Annotated in this window: 16 protein-coding genes; 3 read left to right on the top strand and 13 right to left on the bottom strand. The window is 74.2% G+C overall.

Features of this window, described 5'->3' with window-relative positions; genetic code table 11:
* Positions 1-39 precede the first annotated feature (39 nt).
* Complete coding sequence (gene deoC / locus AOM07_RS01665; protein WP_062310758.1) at positions 40-711, top strand: deoxyribose-phosphate aldolase; 672 nt, start codon at positions 40-42, stop codon at positions 709-711.
* A 51-nt stretch (positions 712-762) separates the two neighbouring features.
* Here the strand turns inward: deoC and AOM07_RS01660 are convergent, their stop codons facing one another.
* Together AOM07_RS01660 and AOM07_RS01655 are read right to left on the bottom strand one after the other, a co-directional pair.
* A complete protein-coding gene (locus tag AOM07_RS01660; RefSeq protein ID WP_062310756.1) occupies positions 763-2,469 on the bottom strand; it encodes a phospho-sugar mutase in 1,707 nt (568 codons plus the stop codon).
* A complete protein-coding gene (locus tag AOM07_RS01655; RefSeq protein ID WP_062310753.1) occupies positions 2,469-3,266 on the bottom strand; it encodes a purine-nucleoside phosphorylase in 798 nt (265 codons plus the stop codon). Before AOM07_RS01655 ends, AOM07_RS01660 begins: the two co-directional genes overlap by 1 nt.
* A gap of 133 nt (positions 3,267-3,399) precedes the next feature.
* Between AOM07_RS01655 and AOM07_RS01650 the strand changes: the two genes are divergently transcribed.
* Positions 3,400-4,791: an NAD(P)H-quinone dehydrogenase gene (locus tag AOM07_RS01650; RefSeq protein ID WP_062310751.1), complete on the top strand. Its 1,392-nt coding sequence runs from the start codon at positions 3,400-3,402 to the stop codon at positions 4,789-4,791.
* Positions 4,792-4,795: 4 nt separating this feature from the next.
* Here the strand turns inward: AOM07_RS01650 and efeB are convergent, their stop codons facing one another.
* The 7 genes from efeB to AOM07_RS01615 all read right to left on the bottom strand — a co-directional run bounded on the left by efeB (position 4,796) and on the right by AOM07_RS01615 (position 14,819).
* Positions 4,796-6,154, bottom strand: a complete 1,359-nt coding sequence (gene efeB, locus AOM07_RS01645) for an iron uptake transporter deferrochelatase/peroxidase subunit (RefSeq protein ID WP_062310749.1) — start codon at positions 6,152-6,154, stop codon at positions 4,796-4,798.
* 10 nt (positions 6,155-6,164) lie between these two features.
* A complete protein-coding gene (gene efeO, locus AOM07_RS01640; RefSeq protein WP_062310747.1) occupies positions 6,165-7,328 on the bottom strand; it encodes an iron uptake system protein EfeO in 1,164 nt (387 codons plus the stop codon).
* Between the two features lie 43 nt (positions 7,329-7,371).
* Positions 7,372-8,235, bottom strand: a complete 864-nt coding sequence (gene efeU, locus AOM07_RS01635) for an iron uptake transporter permease EfeU (RefSeq protein WP_062310744.1) — start codon at positions 8,233-8,235, stop codon at positions 7,372-7,374.
* Between the two features lie 194 nt (positions 8,236-8,429).
* On the bottom strand, positions 8,430-10,223 hold the full coding sequence (locus AOM07_RS01630; protein ID WP_156171740.1) for an acetyl/propionyl/methylcrotonyl-CoA carboxylase subunit alpha: 1,794 nt from the start codon (positions 10,221-10,223) through the stop codon (positions 8,430-8,432).
* Between the two features lie 187 nt (positions 10,224-10,410).
* The gene (locus AOM07_RS01625; RefSeq protein ID WP_062310742.1) at positions 10,411-12,198 is read right to left on the bottom strand and encodes an ABC transporter ATP-binding protein; all 1,788 of its coding nucleotides are present in this window, start codon (positions 12,196-12,198) and stop codon (positions 10,411-10,413) included.
* A complete protein-coding gene (locus tag AOM07_RS01620) occupies positions 12,195-14,123 on the bottom strand; it encodes an ABC transporter ATP-binding protein (protein ID WP_062310740.1) in 1,929 nt (642 codons plus the stop codon). Before AOM07_RS01620 ends, AOM07_RS01625 begins: the two co-directional genes overlap by 4 nt.
* 54 nt (positions 14,124-14,177) lie before the next feature.
* Positions 14,178-14,819, bottom strand: coding sequence for a Maf family protein (locus tag AOM07_RS01615; protein ID WP_062310738.1), 642 nt, complete (start codon positions 14,817-14,819; stop codon positions 14,178-14,180).
* Positions 14,820-14,961: 142 nt separating this feature from the next.
* Between AOM07_RS01615 and AOM07_RS01610 the strand changes: the two genes are divergently transcribed.
* Positions 14,962-15,411, top strand: a complete 450-nt coding sequence (locus tag AOM07_RS01610) for a MarR family winged helix-turn-helix transcriptional regulator (protein ID WP_169748107.1) — start codon at positions 14,962-14,964, stop codon at positions 15,409-15,411.
* Positions 15,412-15,417: 6 nt separating this feature from the next.
* Here AOM07_RS01610 and AOM07_RS01605 read toward each other — a convergent pair whose 3' ends face one another.
* From AOM07_RS01605 to AOM07_RS14360, 4 genes are read right to left on the bottom strand one after another with little or no spacing between them, the layout of a single operon-like run.
* Positions 15,418-15,630, bottom strand: coding sequence for a hypothetical protein (locus tag AOM07_RS01605; RefSeq protein WP_062296760.1), 213 nt, complete (start codon positions 15,628-15,630; stop codon positions 15,418-15,420).
* On the bottom strand, positions 15,627-17,510 hold the full coding sequence (feoB, locus tag AOM07_RS01600) for a ferrous iron transporter B (RefSeq protein WP_062310734.1): 1,884 nt from the start codon (positions 17,508-17,510) through the stop codon (positions 15,627-15,629). Before feoB ends, AOM07_RS01605 begins: the two co-directional genes overlap by 4 nt.
* Positions 17,507-17,728 carry a FeoA family protein gene (locus AOM07_RS01595; protein WP_228374344.1) on the bottom strand — a complete coding sequence of 74 codons (222 nt, stop codon included), beginning with the start codon at positions 17,726-17,728 and terminating at the stop codon, positions 17,507-17,509. Before AOM07_RS01595 ends, feoB begins: the two co-directional genes overlap by 4 nt.
* A gap of 44 nt (positions 17,729-17,772) precedes the next feature.
* Positions 17,773-18,108 (bottom strand): hypothetical protein, encoded by a 336-nt coding sequence (locus tag AOM07_RS14360; protein ID WP_156171739.1) that lies wholly within the window; start codon positions 18,106-18,108, stop codon positions 17,773-17,775.
* Between the last annotated feature and the right edge of the window lie 23 nt (positions 18,109-18,131).

Genomic DNA, 18,131 nt, shown 5'->3' with positions numbered 1-18,131 from the left:
CGGCGGGTGGCAAACCCGCGCGCGTCCTAGGCTGGTCCCATGACTCTCACCCGTGCCGAGCTGGCCCGCTACGTCGACCACACCCTCCTCAAGCCCGAGGCCACCCCCGCGGACGTCGAGGCGCTCATCGCGGAGGGCGCCGATCTCGGCGTGTTCTCCGTGTGCGTGTCGCCGTCGATGCTGCCCGTGACCACCCCCGAGGGGCTCGCCGTCGCGACCGTGTGCGGCTTCCCGTCGGGCAAGCACCAGTCGTCCATCAAGGCCGCCGAGGCCGCGCTGTCGATCGAGCAGGGCGCCGACGAGGTCGACATGGTGATCGACATCGCCGCCGCGCTCGCGGGCGACTTCGACGCCGTGCAGGCGGACGTCGCGGCCGTGCGCGCCGCCGTGCCGGACGGGAAGATCCTCAAGGTCATCATCGAGTCCGCCGCGCTGACCGACGAGGCGATCGTGGGCGCGTGCCGGGCGTCCGAGGCCGCGGGCGCCGACTTCGTCAAGACCTCGACCGGATTCCACCCCGCGGGCGGCGCGTCCGTCGAGGCCGTAAAGCTCATGGCCGAGACGGTGGGCGGGCGCCTCGGCGTCAAGGCCTCCGGAGGCATCCGGACCTGGGACGCGGCCGTGGCCATGATCGAGGCCGGCGCGACCCGCCTCGGCCTGTCCGGCACGGCGGCCGTGCTCGACGGCGCGGAGGCGACCGGGTCCTACTGACCCACCGCGCTCGCCCCCGACGCCGCGGCGCGGCCTCGCCGGTGCGCGGCCCTAGATTCCCAGCGCCGCCGTGACGTCCGCGCGGAGCAGCTCCATCGTGGTGGCGGCGGCGGCCTTGGCCCCCGCGACGTCGTCGCCCTCGACGGGCACGATCACCTCGAGGTACGCCTTGACCTTCGGCTCGGTGCCGGAGGGGCGCACGATCACGCGCGCGCCCGACTCCGCCGCGAGGTGCAAGCCCGTGGTACCCGGCAGCCCGCGGAAGCCCTCCGACATGTCGTCGGTCGCCACGACGGGCGAGCCGGCGAGCGTGGCCGGCGGGGCGGACATGAGCCGCGACATCGTCGCCGGGATCTCCGCGAGGTCCGCGTACCGCGCCGAGACCTGCGACGTCAGGTAGACGCCGTAGGCGCGCGCGAGGTCGTCGATCGCGTCGGCGAGCGTGCGTCCGGCGGCCTTGAGCTCGGACACGAAGTCGGCCATGAGCAGCGCCGCGGAGACGCCGTCCTTGTCGCGGACCAGGTCCGGCGCGACGCAGTAGCCGAGCGCCTCCTCGTAGCCGAACACCATGCGCGGCGTCCGGCCGATCCACTTGAAGCCGGTGAGCGTGTTGGCGTGGCCCAGCCCGTGCGCCTCCGCGATCGCGCCCAGCTGCTGCGAGGACACGATCGAGTTGGCGAGGACGTGCGAGCCGGCCGCCGTGCGCGAGGCGATCCGCTCGCCCAGCAGCGAGCCGACCACGTCGCCGTGGAGCATCGTCCACGCGCCGTCGACCATCGTGGCGACCGCGCAGCGGTCCGCGTCGGGGTCGTTGGCGATGACGACGTCGGCGCCCACGGACCCCGCCAGCGCCAGCGCGAGGTCGATCGCGCCCTTCTCCTCGGGGTTGGGGAAGTCGACGGTGGGGAAGTCGGGGTCCGGCTCGGCCTGCTCGGCCACCGTGTGCACGTCGGTGAAGCCGGCGGCGCGCAGCACGCGCTCGACGGTCTCGCCGCCCACGCCGTGCAGCGGGGTGAGGACGATGCGGGTGGCGGCCCGGCGCGCGGCGACCGGCTCGACGTCGCCCCCGAGGGCGGCGACCTGGTCGACGTAGTCGTCGACCACGCCCTCGCCCAGCACGCGCCAGCCCTCGGACGAGCGCGGCACCGCGGCGACGGCAGGGACCGCGGCGATGCGCGCGGCGATCTCCGCGTCGTAGGGCGGCACGATCTGCGCGCCCTGGCCCTCGTCGGTGACGACGCGTCCGCCCAGGTAGACCTTGTAGCCGTTGTCCTGCGGCGGGTTGTGCGACGCGGTCACCATGACGCCCGCATCGGCGTCGAGGAGGCGGGTGGCGAAGGCGAGCACCGGCGTGGGCAGGGTGCGGGGCAGCAGCAGCGCCTCGTGGCCGGCCGCGGTCATCACGGCGGCCGTGTCGATCGCGAAGTCGTGCGAGCCGTGGCGCGCGTCGTAGCCGATCGCGACCCGCGCGGGCCCGTCCACGCCGAGCTCCGCGAGCGCGTCGGTGAGGTACTTCGCGAGCCCCGCCGCCGCGCGGATGACGACCGCGCGGTTCATGCGGTTGGGGCCCGCACCGATGCGTCCGCGCAGGCCCGCGGTGCCGAACTCGAGGAAGCCCGCGAAGCGGTCCTCGAGGTCCTCGAGCGCCTCCGCGTCGCCGCCCACCGCGGCCTCGAGCACGCGCGTGAGCTCCTCGCGGGTGACGTCGTCCGGGTCGTCCTCGATCCAGGCCTCGGCCCGGGCCAGCAGCTCCTCCATCACATCTCCCTCACGATGGCGGCGAGCAGCGCGGAGATGCGGGGCCCCGCCTCGCGGCCCGCGTCGAGCACCTCCTGGTGGTCGAGCGTGTCGCCGCCGATGCCGGCGGCGAGGTTGGTGACGAGCGACAGGCCGAGGATCTCCATGCCGGCCTCGCGCGCCGCGATCGCCTCGAGCACGGTCGACATGCCCACGAGGTTCGCGCCGAGCGTCGCGGCCATCCGCACCTCCGCGGGCGTCTCGTACTGGGGGCCCGTGAACTGGATGTAGATGCCGTCGACGAGCTCGCCGTCGATGCCGCGCGCGATGTCCCGCAGCCGCGGCGAGTACACCTGGCTCATGTCGACGAACGTCGCGCCCTCGAGCGGGGTCGCGCCCGTGAAGTTGATGTGGTCCTCGAGCAGCACCACCGAGCCCGGGCCCACGTCGGGACGGGTCGAGCCGCAGCCGTTCGTCAGCACCAGCTGCGTGCAGCCCGCGGCGGCGGACATGCGGATCGCGTGCGCGACCTTGGCCGCGTCGCGCACCTGGTAGAAGTGCTGGCGCGCGCCCAGCACGAGCACCCGCTTGCCGTTCGGGGTCACGAGCGAGCGGAACACGGGATGGTGGCCGGGCACGACGTGCGCGTCGAAGCCGGGCACGTCGGTGGCGTCGATCCGCGCGACCTCCTCGCCGATGAGGTCGGCCGCGCCGCCCCAGCCGGAGCCGAGGACGAGGGCGATGTCGTGGTGGTCGACGCCGGTCGCGGCGGCGAGGGTGGCCGCGGCCTCCGCGGCGAACTGGGTGGCAGAAGTCATGCGTCGAGCCTAGCCCGCGCGCCCGCCGCGGGCAGGGCGGGAGCGGGGACGATGCGCGGCGTCCCAAGCCGCCCGTGACCGGGGACGATGCGTCGCGACCGGCGCATCGGCCCGCGTGCGGTTGAATGGGGCCATGTCCCCTCGCGTCGTCATCGTCGGCGGCGGTCCGGGCGGCTACGAGGCGGCCCTGGTGGCCGTCAAGGCCGGGGCGGAGGTGACGCTCGTCGAGCGTCACGGCCTCGGCGGCAATGCCGTCCTCACCGACGTCGTCCCCTCGAAGACCGTCATCGCCACAGCGGAGTGGCTCACCATCGCCGGGCGCGCGTCCGAGCTCGGCATCCGTCGCCACGACGGCGACGAGATCGCGAGCGACCTCACCGTCGACATGGCGCAGGTCAACGCGCGCGTCAAGGCGCTCGTGCGGAAGCAGTCCGGCGACATCGGCGCCCGGCTCGAGCGCAACGGCGTCCGCGTCCTCACGGGCGAGGCCCGCCTCGACGGGCCGCACGCCGTGGTGGCGGGCGACGATCGCCTCGAGGCCGACGCGGTGCTGCTCGCCGTGGGCGCGCGGCCGCGCGTGGTGCCCGGCTGCGAGCCCGACGGCGAGCGCATCCTCACGTGGACCCAGCTGTACGACCTCGACGAGCTGCCCGCGCACCTCATCGTGGTGGGCTCGGGCGTCACCGGCGCGGAGTTCGCGGGCGCGTACCGGCTGCTCGGCTCCGAGGTCACGCTCGTCGCGTCGAAGGACCGCGTGCTCGCGCGCGAGGACCCCGACGCGTCGGCGCACCTCACGCAGGTGTTCCGCGACCGCGGCATGCACCTCGTGGGCGGGCGCGCCGCCTCCGTCGAGTGCACGGGCGACGGCGTCCGCGTCACGCTCGAGGACGGCACCGTGCTCGACGGCTCGCACGCCCTCATGGCGGTCGGCTCGGTGCCCAACACCGAGGGCATCGGGCTCGAGGAGGCCGGCGTCGAGCTCGACGACCGCGGCCTCATCCGCGTCGACCGTGTGAGCCGCACCACCGCGCGCGGCGTCTACGCGGCGGGCGACTGCACCGGCGTGCTGCCGCTCGCCTCCGTCGCCGCGACGCAGGGGCGCATCGCGATGGCGCACGCGCTGGGCGACGCGGTCACGCCGCTCGACCTGGGCCTCGTCGCCTCCAACGTCTTCACGGTCCCGGAGATCGCGTCCGTGGGCGCGAGCGAGGCCGAGCTCAAGGAGCGCGGCCTGTTCTACGAGGTGTCGAGGCTGGACCTCGTGCGCAACCCGCGGGCGAAGATGCTCGGCATCGACGAGGGCTTCGTCAAGGTCTTCGGCCACACGGTCACCGGCCAGGTGTTCGGGGCGGTCATCGTCGCGCCGCGCGCGGGAGAGCACATCTTCCCGCTGTCCGTGGCCGTCGCGCACCACCTCACCGTCGACGATGTCGCGGACGCCTTCACCGTCTACCCGTCGCTGACGGGCACGATCGCGGAGGCGGCGCGCCGCCTCCACCGCATGGAGGACCCCCGCAAGGGCTGATCGGTCAGGCGAACAGCTCCTGGCCCACGTAGGCGCCGTCCGAGCCGAGCACCGAGCCCGCCGGCAGGCCCGGCGGGACGGCGAACAGCGCGGAGCCGGTGGTGCGGAGGTACTCGATCGTCATGACGTCCGAGCTCGACAGCGCGTTCTGGACGGGCACGAACTGGGTCGCGGGGTCGCGCACGTACGCAAGGAAGAACAGGCCCGCGTCGAGGCGGCCCAGCGCGTCCGCGCCGTCGGTGAAGTTGTAGCCGCGGCGCATCATCATCGCGCCGCCGTGGGCCGACGGGTGCGCGAGCGCCACGTGCGAGGTGGGCCGGATCAGCGGCTCCCCGTCGCGGCCGGTCACGGTGAAGTCGGGCTCGGTGAACTCCGAGCCGCCGGACAGGGGGGCGCCGGAGCCCTTGGTGCGGCCCACGTCCTGCTCCTGCTGCTGGAGCGACGTCCGGTCCCAGATCTCCGCGAGGATGCGGATGCGGCGAGCGACGAGGTACGAGCCGCCGGCCATCCAGGCCTGCCCGTCGGCGGCGTCGGCCCACACCCAGCGGTCGACGAGGTCGGTGTCCTCCGCGCGCAGGTTGGCGGTGCCGTCCTTGAAGCCCATGAAGTTGCGGGGCGTCTGCTGCGCGCGCGTGGTCGAGGACGTGCGCCCGAAGCCCAGCTGCGACCAGCGGATCGCGGCGTCGCCGAAGGCCAGGCGCGAGAGGTTGCGGATCGCGTGGACGGCGACCTGCGGGTCGTCGGCGCAGGCCTGGATGCACAGGTCGCCGCCGGTGAACTGCTCGTCGAGCGTGTCGCCCGAGAACCGGGGCAGGTCGATGAGCTGCGCGGGGCGCCTGTCCGCGAGGCCGAAGCGGTCGTCGAACAGCCCGGGGCCGAAGCCGAAGGTGATGGTGAGGCCGGAGGCGGGCAGGCCGAGCGCCTCGCCCGTGTCGTCCGGCGGGGCGGCGTACGCGCCGCCCGCGGCGCCCGAGCCGAGCTCCGAGCCGGTCATGAGGCGCGCGGCGGCCTCGGACCAGCGGCGCAGCAGCGAGACCACGCGCGCCTTGGAGTCGGTGGTGATGTCGAAGGCCGCGAAGTGGAGGCGGTCCTGCTGCGGCGTGACGATGCCGCTCTGGTGGGCGCCGAAGAAGTCGTACGCGTTGTGCTGGAGGTTCGAGGCGGTCGCGCGACCGGCGGCGAAGCCGCCGGCGGTGAGGGCCGCGGCTCCCGCGACGGCGCCGGCCGTGCCCAGCACCGCGCGGCGCGAGACGCCCGAGCGCTGCTCGTCGCCGGCGCCCGGCGCATCGTCCGCGCGCGCGGGAGCGCCCCCGCCCTCCTCGGTGGAGGGGGCGGGGGCGTCCGTGCGGTCCTGCTCGGTCATGCGGGGAACCCTAGAGGACCGCCGCGGCCGTGAGGCGCGAGAGCGGCTCGCCGAGGGCGTCGACCGAGCGCGCGAGCTCGACGATCTGGTCCTCGGTGAGGTCGGTGTAGAGCACGAAGCCGTCCTCGATCGAGCCGTACTGCGCGAGCAGCTCGTTGAGCTCGGCGAAGCGCGAGTCGAGCTCCTCGACCAGGTCGGGGTCGGACTCGAGCGTGACGTCGCGGAGGACGCCGAACGCGACCGCGGCGCCGTCGACGTTGGCCTGGAAGTCCCACAGGTCGGTGTGCGACCAGATCTCCTCCTCGCCGGTGATCTTGCCGGCGGCGACCTCGTCGAGCAGCTCCTTCGCGCCGTTGCCGACCTGGAAGGCGTCGATGGTGAAGTCCTCGGCGGCGACGCGCGAGGCGAGCTCGGCGGTGTCGGCGGCGAGCTTGTCGGCGAGCTCCTGCTTCTCGGCGTCGGTGAGGTCGTAGCCCTCGGCCGGCGGCCACAGGTTCTTCTCGATGCGGTGCCAGCCGGTCCACTCCTCGCCCTCGGCGAGGTCCGCCTCGCGGGCGTCCATCATCGGGTCGAGGTCGCCGAAGGACTCGGCGACGGGCTCGATGCGCTCCCAGTGGACGCGCGCGTCGGCGTAGAGGGCACGGGCCTCGTCGTCGTCGCCCGCGGTGTAGGCGGCGAGGAACGCGGCGGTCTTGTCCTCGAGGGTCTGGATCTGGTCGCGGACGTAGAGGAGGTACTGCTCGCCGGCGGCGGCGAGGCGCTCGGCGTTGTCGCCGGAGAACACGTCGTCGCCCGAGTCGGTGACGGTGAAGGCGGCCTGGATGCCGTCGCCGGTCATGCCGGGCTTGCACGCGGTGATGTAGTCGCCCGCGGGGACCTGCACGACGAGCTGGCGGGTGATGCCCGGGCCCACGTTCTCGATCTCGGAGATGATGCGCAGGCCGTCCGAGGCCAGCAGGTAGAACTCGGTGACGTCGTCGCCGGAGTTGGTCACGTCGAACACGACGGTGCCGGACGGCGCCTCCGTGGTCGCGACGTCGCACGCGTCGGCGGTCGAGTCGACGGCGATGGTCTCGTCGTCGGCGGACGCGTTGGGGACGCACGCGCTCAGCGCGAGGGCCGCGAGGACGGCGCCGGACGCGGCGAGCGGGCGTGCGAGGGCAGGGCGAGGCATGGGTTTCCTTACCTGTCGTGGTGATCGGGGAGTGGGACGGGTGTCAGGCGCCGGCGGCGGCGAGGTCGCGCGAGGCGGCCGGCGCGGGCTGGGGGCGCGGCGGTCCGGAGCGGAACGCCATGCGCACGAAGAGCCACATGACGGGCACCACGTAGGCGACCCACGCGACGGCCTCGAGGACCGTCGTCTGCGGCGAGATGTTGAAGATGCCCTTGAGGAGCGTGCCGTGGATCGAGCCGGCCGGCACGGCGCCCGAGATGTCGAACGCGAGGGTGTGGAGGCCCGGCAGGATGCCCGCCTCCTGGAGGTCGTGGACGCCGTACGCGAGCACGCCGCCCGCGACGAGGATGAGGAACACGCCGGTCCACTGGAAGAACACGCGGAGGTTGACCCTGACGGCGCCCTTGTACATGAGGAAGCCGAGGCCGATCGCGGTGGCGATGCCGAGCGATGCGCCGACGATCGGCACCCAGGTCGAGCCGGCCGACGTGATGCCGGCCCACAGGAACAGCGCGGTCTCGAGGCCCTCGCGGCCCACGGCGAGCAGCGCCATCGCGACGACGGCGCCCTTGCCGACGGCGATCGCGTTCTCGAGCGCGTTCTCGAGGTGGCCCTTGAGGTGGCGGGCGGTCTTGCCCATCCAGAAGATCATCCAGGTGATGAGGCCCACGGCGACGATCGAGAGGCCTCCGCCTATCGCCTCCTGCGCCTCGAAGCTCAGGCCCTGGGGGCCGAGCGTGAGGATCGCGCCGACGCCGATCGAGATGCCCGCGGCGATGCCGACGCCGAACCACACCTGGCGCAGCAGCCCGCGCCGCTCGGTGCGGACGAGGTACGCGACGAGGATGCTCACGACGAGCGCGGCCTCGAGGCCCTCACGCAGGCCGATGAGGTAGTTCGCGAGCATGGCGGAGCCTTCCGGTCGGGGACGGTAAGGCAGGCCTTACCCGTGCTGACGTGAGCGTATTGGCACCCCGCGAGCCGTGTCAAATATAGAGAACGTGCCTGTTGCGTAATTCGCGTCGGGCGCAGCGAAGTCCCTGGCAGGTGGACGATGCGCGGGTCCGGCGGGCGGGTCGAAAGGCGCCGGGGTGGGGCGGGTCAGCCCTCGGCCGTGACCTCGACGTCGACGATGTCGCAGATGACGGTGCCCGCGGAGACGCCCACGCCCACGCCCGCGGCGAGCGAGCGCACGACGCCCGCGCGGTGCGCGGTGAGGGGCTGCTCCATCTTCATCGCCTCGAGCACGACGACGAGGTCGCCCTCGGCGACGGCCGCGCCCTCCTCGACGGCGACCTTGACGATCGTGCCCTGCATGGGCGAGGCGAGCGTGGTGCCGCTGCCTCCGGCGCGCGCGGCGCCGTTGCCGGACCGGCGCATCGGCCGCCGCCCGGCCTTGCGGGCGTTCGCGCGGCCCGCCTGGGCGAGCGACGCGGGCAGGACCACCTCGAGGCGCTTGCCGCCGACCTCGACGATGACGCGCTCGGTGGTCGCCGCCTCCGCATCGTCCGCCGCGGGCGAGGACGGCGCGAAGCCGGCGATGGTGTCGGCGAACTCGGACTCGATCCACGTCGTGTAGACGGAGAAGCCGTCGATCGCGGTGAACTCGGGGGCGTCGAGCACCGCGCGGTGGAACGGCAGGACGGTCGGGATGCCCTCGACGGTCATCTCGGCGAGCGCGCGCCGGGCACGCGCGATCGCCTGGTCGCGGGTCGCGCCGGTGACGATGACCTTGGCGATCATCGAGTCGAAGTTGCCGGACACGGTGTCGCCCTCGGCGACGCCCGCGTCGACGCGGACGCCGGGCCCGGACGGGAAGCGCAGCGTGGTGAGGCGACCCGGCGCCGGCATGAAGTTCTGCGCCGGGTCCTCGCCGTTGATGCGGAACTCGATCGAGTGGCCGCGGGTCTCCGGGTGGAGGTGCTCGATCGAGCCGCCCGCCGCGATGCGGAACTGCTCGAGGACGAGGTCGACGCCCGTGACCTCCTCGGTCACGGGGTGCTCGACCTGGAGGCGCGTGTTGACCTCGAGGAAGCTGATGGTGCCGTCCGAGCCCACGAGGAACTCGCACGTGCCCGCGCCCTGGTAGCCGGCCTCCTTGAGGATCGCCTCGGAGGCCTCGACGAGGCGCGCGTTCTGCTCGTCCGTGAGGTACGGCGCGGGGGCCTCCTCGACGAGCTTCTGGTGGCGGCGCTGGAGCGAGCAGTCGCGCGTGGAGACCACGCGGACGTTGCCGAACGCGTCGGCGATGCACTGGGTCTCGACGTGGCGCGGCTTGTCGAGGAAGCGTTCGACGAAGCACTCGCCGCGCCCGAAGGCCGCGACGGCCTCGCGGGTGGCGGAGTCGAACAGCTCGGGGATCTCCTCGAGCGTGCGGGCGACCTTGAGGCCGCGGCCGCCGCCGCCGAAGGCGGCCTTGATCGCGACGGGGAGGCCGTGCTCCCGCGCGAACGCGACGACCTCGTCGGCCGTCTCGACCGGGTCCGGGGTGCCCGGCACGAGCGGGGCGCCGGCGCGCTGCGCGATGTGGCGCGCGCTCACCTTGTCGCCCAGGCCGTCGATCGCCTCGGGGGAGGGGCCGATCCACGTGAGGCCCGCGTCGATGACCGCGCGGGCGAAGTCGGAGTTCTCGGCCAGGAAGCCGTAGCCGGGGTGGACCGCCTCGGCGCCCGAGCGGCGCGCGGCGTCGACGATCTTCGCGATGTCGAGGTACGTCTCGCGAGCGGTGGCGCCGCCGAGCGCGTACGCCTCGTCGGCGAGGGACACGTGCGGGGCGTCGCGGTCCGGGTCCGCGTACACCGCCACGGATCGCAGGCCCGCGTCCGCGCAGGCGCGGATGATGCGGACGGCGATCTCGCCACGGTTCGCGATGAGCACGGAGGAGAAGGCAGTCACCCCGAAACCGTAGCGCGGGGTTCCGGGCACCCCCCGGCGCGTCGGGGTCCCGGGACCTAAGTCTGTGCGCGGCTCTAAGCGCGCCCCCCGCCGTTTGTGGGGTGTCGACAAGGAAACGCGGGACGATGCGCGGCTACGGGGTCGTAGGTTGTGTCGCCTCTACAAACGGGCGGGTGGGTGCGCGCTCTCAGGAGTACTGGGAGGCCTGCAGCGCGAACAGCTCGGCGTAGAGCCCGCCGGGCACGCGCATGAGCTCCTCGTGCGAGCCGGCCTCGCGGATCCGTCCCCCGTCGACGACGAGGATGAGGTCCGCCATCCGCACGGTGGAGAAGCGATGGGACACGAGCACGGTGATGGCGCCCGTGCGCGCGGCCACCCGTGAGGCCGAGGCCGCGTAGCGCTCGAAGAGCCGGTGCTCGGCCTCGGCGTCGAGGGCGGAGGTGGGCTCGTCGAGCAGCATGACGAGCGGGGCGTCGCGCATCATCGCCCGCCCGAGCGCGAGCTTCTGCCACTGGCCTCCCGACAGCTCGGTGCCCTCGGTGTAGGACTTGCCCACGTGGGTGTCGAGGCCGTCGGGCAGGCGATCGAGGATCACCGTCGACTCGGCGCGCTCGAGCGCCGCGAGCACGGCGTCGTCGTCGTCGCGGCGGTCGAGATCCCCGAGCCCCACCGTGTGGCGTGCGGTCGTCTCGAGGCGGCAGAAGTCCTGGAACCCGGCGGTGAGCCGCGAGCGCCACTCGGGGACCGGGATGCGCGCGAGATCCGTCCCGTCGACCCGCACCGCGCCGTGCGTGGGCTCGTAGAAACGGCACAGGAGCTTGACGAGCGTGCTCTTGCCCGCGCCGTTCTCGCCGACGATCGCGACCACGCCGCCGGCGGGCAGGTGGAGGTCGACGCCGTCGAGCACCGGCGCGTCCGTCCCGGGGTAGGCGAACCGCACGTCGGTGAACCTGATGCCGTCGGCGAGCGACTCCGGCGCCGCCAGCGGTGCTTCGATCGGACGGGAGGCGACGAGCGAGCGCGCCCACTCGAGCCGCTCCATGAAGGCGGCGATCCGCTGCAGCGAGTTCGCGAGGAACTGCGCCTCCGCGAGCTGCGCCACGATCTGCGAGGCCAGGGTGATGACTAGGACCACGTCGCCGACGCTCGCGTCGCCCGCGACCGCGCTGCGCACCACGAACAGGGCCGAGCCGATGAACGCGGCGCCGAAGAGCAGCAGCGCCAGGCCCTGCAGCGTGCCCGAGGCGAGCTCGCCGCGCACCACGGTGGAGCTCGCGCGGCGGTACGAGCTCGCGTGGAGCTCGCGGATCCGCGCCCCCATCCGGGTGAGGCGGATCTCCTTCGCCGGTCCGGGGGCCGTGGCGAGGCCGAGCAGGTGGGTGGCGCGCCTGGCGTCCTGCGCGGCCCGCTCGCGGGCGCGCCCCATGACGCTCTCGGCACGCCGGCCCGCCCACACGGGCAGCGCCCCTGCGAGGGGAAGCAGCAGCAGCCACGGCGACACGGCCGTCAGCGCGGCGAGCGCCACGGCGCCGCCGACGACGACCCGCACCGAGGAGAACACGTGCTCCATGGCGAAGTACTGGAAGAACTCCAGGTCGGTGGTGAGCACGCGCAGCCGATCCGCGTAGTCGGGGCGCTCGTGGTGCGCGATCCCGTCCGAGCCGTTCGTCACCTCGATGACGCCGTGCTGCAGCCGCTCGAAGACGCTCCGCGACAGGTCGAGCCCCATGAGGAAGTTGATCTGGCCGAGCACCGCATAGGTGACCCCGGAGGCGACGAGCAGGGCCCCCGCCCAGGCGGCGCGCGTCCCGTCGCCCGCGACGGCGGCGTCGGTCGCCGCACCCGCGGCGATCGCGGCGCCCGGTCCCGAGATCGCGCGGACGATGGCGAGGGTGATGACCAGCACGAGCCGCCCGGGGCGCGCGCGGTACGCGACGGCCGCGAGCCGCGCAATGCCGGTCACGAGCTCCCTCATCGGTCCCCCTCCGTCGGCCGTGGCGCGCCCTCGGCGTCGAGCCCGGCGCGGAAGCGCGCGGCCTGCAGGCCGAAGAGCCGGGCGTACTCCCCGCCGGCCGCCACGAGCGTCCCGTGCGAGCCGCGCTCCCGGACGCGCCCGCGGTCCAGCACGACGATGTCGTCGGCGCGCCGCACCGAGGAGAAGCGATGGGAGATCAGCACGGTGGTCGCGCCGCGCGTGAGGTCGACGAACCGGTCGAAGAACCGGGCCTCGGCCCTCACGTCGAGGGCGGACGTCGGCTCGTCGAGGATGAGCACCCGGGCGCCGTGGTGCAGCGCGTACAGCGACCGGGCGATCGCGATCCGCTGCCACTGCCCGCCCGAGAGGTCGGTCCCGCCGGTGTAGGAGCGCGCGAGCGGCGTGTCGAGGCCGAGCCCGCGCTCCCGCAGGGCGTCGAGGACGCCCGCCTCGTGCGCCACCTGCGCGACCACCGCATCGTCCACCGGCGCCTCCGGGAAGCCGGCAGCGATGTTCTCGCGCATGGTCAGCTCGTAGCGCAGGAAGTCCTGGAACACGACGGACAGGTGCCGGCGCCACGCCGCGACGTCCACGGTCGAGACGTCGACCCCGTCGACCTCGATGCGGCCGGCCGTGGGCTCGTAGAGTCGTCCGAGGAGCTTGACGAGGGTGGTCTTGCCCGCCCCGTTGACGCCGACGATCGCCGTGGTCCGTCCGGCCTGCAGGGTGAGGTCGAGGCCGTCGAGGACCAGCTCCGCGGACCCCGGGTAGCGGAAGCGGAGGCCCACCAGGTCGAGCGAGCGCGAGGGCGCGTCGGGCGCGAGCGCCGTCGTGGGCTCCGTTGCGGCGGGTGCCCGGTGCGCGGCGAGGGCGTCGTCGAGATCGGTGATCGCCCGGTGGTGCCGCAGGCCCGACTGGGAGCCGATGTCCGGGCGGCCCCAGAAGTCGCCGAGCGGGATGGCGGCCGCGGTGGCCTGGAGGAACAGCGCGAACGCGGTCAGGCTGAGCGCGCCCGCGGCGGCCTGCGCGCCGACGACGGCCGCGACCGTGCCGAGGATCGCGATGCCGGAGGCCAGCGCCGCGAACGCCTCGCGCCGCTGCGTGTCCTCGTAGATGCGCTGCAGGGGGACCGTGTAGGCGGCGTAGAACGCGCTCGTGCGGTCGGCCAGCCACGAGGTGAGCCCGAACACGCGCGTCTCCTTGGCGACCGCCGCCCCCGTGGAGAGGTCCCGGAAGTACTCCCAGCTGCGCAGGTCGCGCGCGGCGGCCGTGAACGCGGCCTCCGCGACCCGCATCTGGCGTCGCTGCCGCCAGCGCAGCGCGCCGGCGACGAGGGCCACGCCCGCGCCCGCCCACCAGCCGGCTGCCACGCCGGCGAGCGTCGCCATCGACAGCAGCGCGGTCCAGTTGCGCACCACCGCGATCGACGCGGCCGCTCCGGCGCCCGGGCCCTCGTCCTCCTTGTCGAGGTCGGACGTCGCCCGCGCGAGCGCGTCGAGCACGCGCTGGTCCTCCATGGCCGCCATGCCCGACGCGGCGAGCGTCCGCTCCATCAGGCGATCGCGCATCGTCGCGTCGACGCTCTGCCTCACCACGGAGAACAGCGCCTGCTCGACCGGGGAGAGCGCCTGCATCGTCAGCAGGGCGGCGCCTGCGACCGCGAAGGCGGCGCCGAGCGCATCCCACGCGGCCGTCCCGAGCCCCGTCTCGATCGCCGCCGGCACGCGCCCGACCAGCACGGACATCGCGATGATGAACACCGCGGGCAGCAGTCCCAGGAGCACGTTGAGCGCGAGCATCACGCCGGCCGCGGCGCGGTTGCCGTCGAGCGTGTCGCGCGCGACCCGCCAGCGTGCCGCCGTCAGCCGGCGCCACGCCTCCCCTGCGCGCACCCGGGTCCGGCCCGGGCCCACCCCCGCGCCCATCCCTCGACGTTAGCCCCGATGCGGGCGCATGTCAGGGGGTTCGCCGGATGCGGCTCAGCCCCGGAGCTCGTGGAAGGCGACGTCGAGCTCGCCGAGCAGGCCGCGCAGCAGCGGCAGGCTCACGCCGACGACGCCGTGGTAGTCGCCCTCGATCGCCTCGACGTACGGGCCGCCGAGGCCGTCCACGGTGAACGCGCCGGCGACGCGCAGCGGCTCGCCGGTGGCGACGTACGCGTCGATCTCGGCGTCGCTGAGGTGCGCGAAGCGCACGACCGTCGAGGAGGTCGCGCCGAGCGTCCCGCCCGTGCCGGCCTCGCGGTCGTCCACCAGCCAGTGGCCGGTGTGGAGGACACCGGTGCGGCCGCGCATCGCGCGCCAGCGGACGACCGCGTCCGCGGCATCGGCCGGCTTGCCCAGGATCTGGCCGTCCAGCTCGAGCATCGAGTCGCAGCCCAGCACGATGGCCTCGGTCTCGTGGAGCCCGGCCACCGTCACGGCCTTGGCGCGCGCGAGGACGAGCACCGCATCGTCCGGCTCGAGCGGACCCCAGCCTGCCGCCTCGTGCTCGATGCGGGCCGCCTCGAGGGCGGCGTCCTCGTCGACCTCGCTCACGATGACGCGCGGCTCGACGCCCGCCGAGCGGAGCGTCGAGAGGCGGGCGGGCGACTGCGAGGCGAGGACGAGGGGGACCGGCATGCGGCGAGCCTAGCGGGGAGCGCGCACGGGCGCCGATGCGGGGTCGCCGAGCGCCCGCCACGCGCGGACGGGCGCGGCAAATCGCCTGAATAACGTGGCTATAGTGAGGATTGCGTGAACATTTGCCGGATGGGGGGACATGATGGGCGAGCGCGAAGAGCTGTTGGAGGCGGCGACCGACGCGATGGTCGTCTTCCTCCGGAGATCGGTGCCGCGCACGGCGGAGACGGTGGCCAGCCTGGGCCTCACGCTCCATCAGTTCCGCGCGCTGGTGATCCTGTACGCCGAGGACGGCTGCACCACCACGGACCTCGCGGACGCGGTGGGCGTGCATCCGTCCGTCGCGACCGGCATCGTGCAGCGCATGGTGCAGCGCGGTCTGTTCGAGCGCCACGAGGATCCGGTCGACCGCCGCATCCGTCGGCTCACCCTCACCGCCACGGGCCGCGAGCTCGCGGGCGAGGTGGTGGGAGACGCGCGGGCGCAGCGGCGCCGCCAGCTCGAGGCGCTCGACGACGCGCAGCTCAGGCAGGCCCGGGAGCTGCTCGACGCCATGCTCGCGGGGCTCGACACGGCGCGCGCCGAGGTCTGAGCCCCCTCAGCGCGCGATCGGGCAGCCGGCGCACGCCGGGGAGTCGCCGGGCACGCACGTGCCGCAGGCCGCACCCGCGCGGATGACGAGGCCGAAGCGCTCGCCCTCGGCGGCGACGGTCTCGGCGAGGTCGAGCGGGATGCCCAGCGCGCGGGCCGCCGCGCGCGGGCTGTCGCCCGCCGCGAGACGCTCCATCACCGCGCCGAAGACGCCGGTCACAGCAGCCTCCCCACCTGGAACACCGCGGTCGCGAGCACGTACGCCATGACGAGCTGCGCGCCGGCGGCCCCCGCGGTCCATCGCCACCCGTAGAGCCGGCGCTGCTCCGCGAGCGTCGCGAGGCACGGCAGGTAGGCCAGCACGAAGATCATGAACGCGAGGCCCGCGGCCCCCGCCGCGCCGCCCGAGGTCTCCTCGACCGTGGCGCGCACCTGGGCGCCGAGGGTCTCGGTCGAGCCCGAGCCCGGGTCCTCGAGCGCGTACGACTGCGCGAGCGCGCCCACCGTGACCTCCTTGGCCGCGACGCCCGAGACCAGGGACGCCGCGATGTGCCAGTCGTCGAGGCCCATCGGCGCCAGCGCGGGCGCGATCGCCGTCGCGGTGGCGCCGTACACCGAGTCCTGCACGGGGACGTCGGCGAGGTCGTGGCCGCCGCGCACCGGGATGGCCTGGAGCACCCACAGCACGGCGACGGCGACCATGATGACGGAGCCGGCCTTGCGGACGAACGACACGACGCGGGTCCACACGCCCAGGCCCAGCGTGCGCAGGTGGGGCCACTGGTAGTCGGGCAGCGCGATGATGAGCGGCTCGGGCCGCACGTCGCGCAGCGCGGTGCGCCGGGCGGCGAGCCCGAAGAGCACGACGAGCGCGATCGACACGAGGTACATCCCGAACACCACCGTGCCGGCGTTGCCCGGGAAGAACGTCTGCGCGAGGAGCAGGTACACGGTGAGGCGCGCGGTGCAGGTGGTGAGCGGCACCATGAGCCCGGTGAGCAGCCTCTGCCGCGCGTGGGGCAGGACCGCGGTCGCGGACAGCGCGGGCACGTTGCAGCCGAAGCCCACGATCAGCGGGAGCATCGCGCGCCCGTCGAGGCCGACCGCGCGCATCGCGCGGTCGGCGACCACGGCGACGCGCGCGAGGTAGCCGCTGGACTCGAGGATCGTCACCGACGCGAACATGATCGCCATGAGCGGGATGAAGGACACGACCGCGCCCACGCCGGCGATGATCCCGCCGATCGCGAAGGACTCGAGCCACGCCGGCGCGTGCACGGCCTCGAGGACCCACGTCGCGGCGCCCGTGACCGGGCCGTCGACGAGGGCCGCCGCGCCGTCCATGAGCGGCGCGGCCACGGCGGTCGTGAGCTGGAACACCGCCCAGATGACGGCGAGGAAGACCGGCACTCCCGCCCACGGGTTGAGCAGCACCCGGTCGATGCGGTCGGAGAACGTCTCGCGCGGCTCCTCGGGCGACAGGGCCGCGTCGGTGACGGCCTCGATCCAGTCGAAGATCTGCTGCGCGTGCGCGAGCTCGTCGCCGAGCTCGCGGTCCGGCGGGCGCGGCACGATGCCGGACACCCGCGGGCGGGTGAGAAGCGCCTCCTCGACGGTGCCGGCGAGCATCGCCGCGGCTGCGCCGGTGCGGCCGTTGACCTCGACGACGGGCACGCCGAGCGACTGCGCGAGCGCGTCGTGGTCGGGACGCAGCCCGCGTGCCTCGGCGAGGTCGGTCATCGTGAGCGCGGCGACCACGGGACGGCCCGCGCGGGCCACCTGGCCCAGGACGTAGAGCGAGCGGCTGAGCGCGGTCGCGTCGAGCACGACCACCGCGAGGTCGTGCTCCGTGTCGGCGACCGCGTCGGCGGCCACCTGCTCGTCGGGCGAACGCGCGATGAGGGAGTACGTCCCGGGCAGGTCGATGAGCGTGACGTCGACGTCGCCGGCGCGCCACGTGCCCTCGGCGAGGCCGATCGTGGTGCCCGGCGCGTTGACCACGCGCTGGCGCGCGCCCGTGAGGTGGTTGAACAGCGTCGACTTGCCCACGTTCGGGTTGCCGACGAGCAGGACCGAGGCGGTGCGGGTGGTGGCGGTCATGCGGGCTCGACCTCGATGAGCCCCGAGGTCTGGCGGTCGACCGCGATGCGGGCGCCGGAGATCGCCACGACGCGAGCGCCCGAGGCGGCGCGGCCGGCGATGCGGATGCGGGTGCCCGGCCTCAGGCCCATCTCCCGCAGGCGCAGCGCGATGGGCGCCTCGGCGCTGATGGCGCGCACACGGACCACGGCGCCGGTGGAGAGGGAGTCGAGCAGCACGCAACGATGGTAATTCGGTGAGGCGAGCCTTGCCTAATTGCCTGTTATGCGCGGGTGCGGGTCCGGCGCGCGCCGGCGACCGCCAGCGCGGCGAGCCCGCCGATGAGCGCCGCCTGAGCGAGCACCCACCGCCCGGGCGGCCCCGGCCGGTGCCGGCCCATGACGTCGCCCGCCGCGCGCGACGCCATGACGGACCCGCGCGACGCGAAGGACATCGCAGAGCCGATCGACGCGGTGCTGGCGATGCTGAACGCGGAGAACGCGGACCCGATCGAGCCGATCGACGCGACGCTGCCCACGGACAGGATCGAGAAGGTCGAGCCGCGGCTCGCGATCGACAGGAACGAGTCCTCCGACGCGATCGACCACTGCGAGCTCATGGCTCCATGGTCGCGCGCGCCGG

This window comes from Demequina rhizosphaerae (assembly GCF_000971255.1).
GTDB classification, from domain to species: domain Bacteria; phylum Actinomycetota; class Actinomycetes; order Actinomycetales; family Demequinaceae; genus Demequina; species Demequina rhizosphaerae.
The sequence above is the reverse complement of the archived record's forward strand: the minus strand, read 5'-3'. Positions and strand labels throughout refer to the sequence as shown.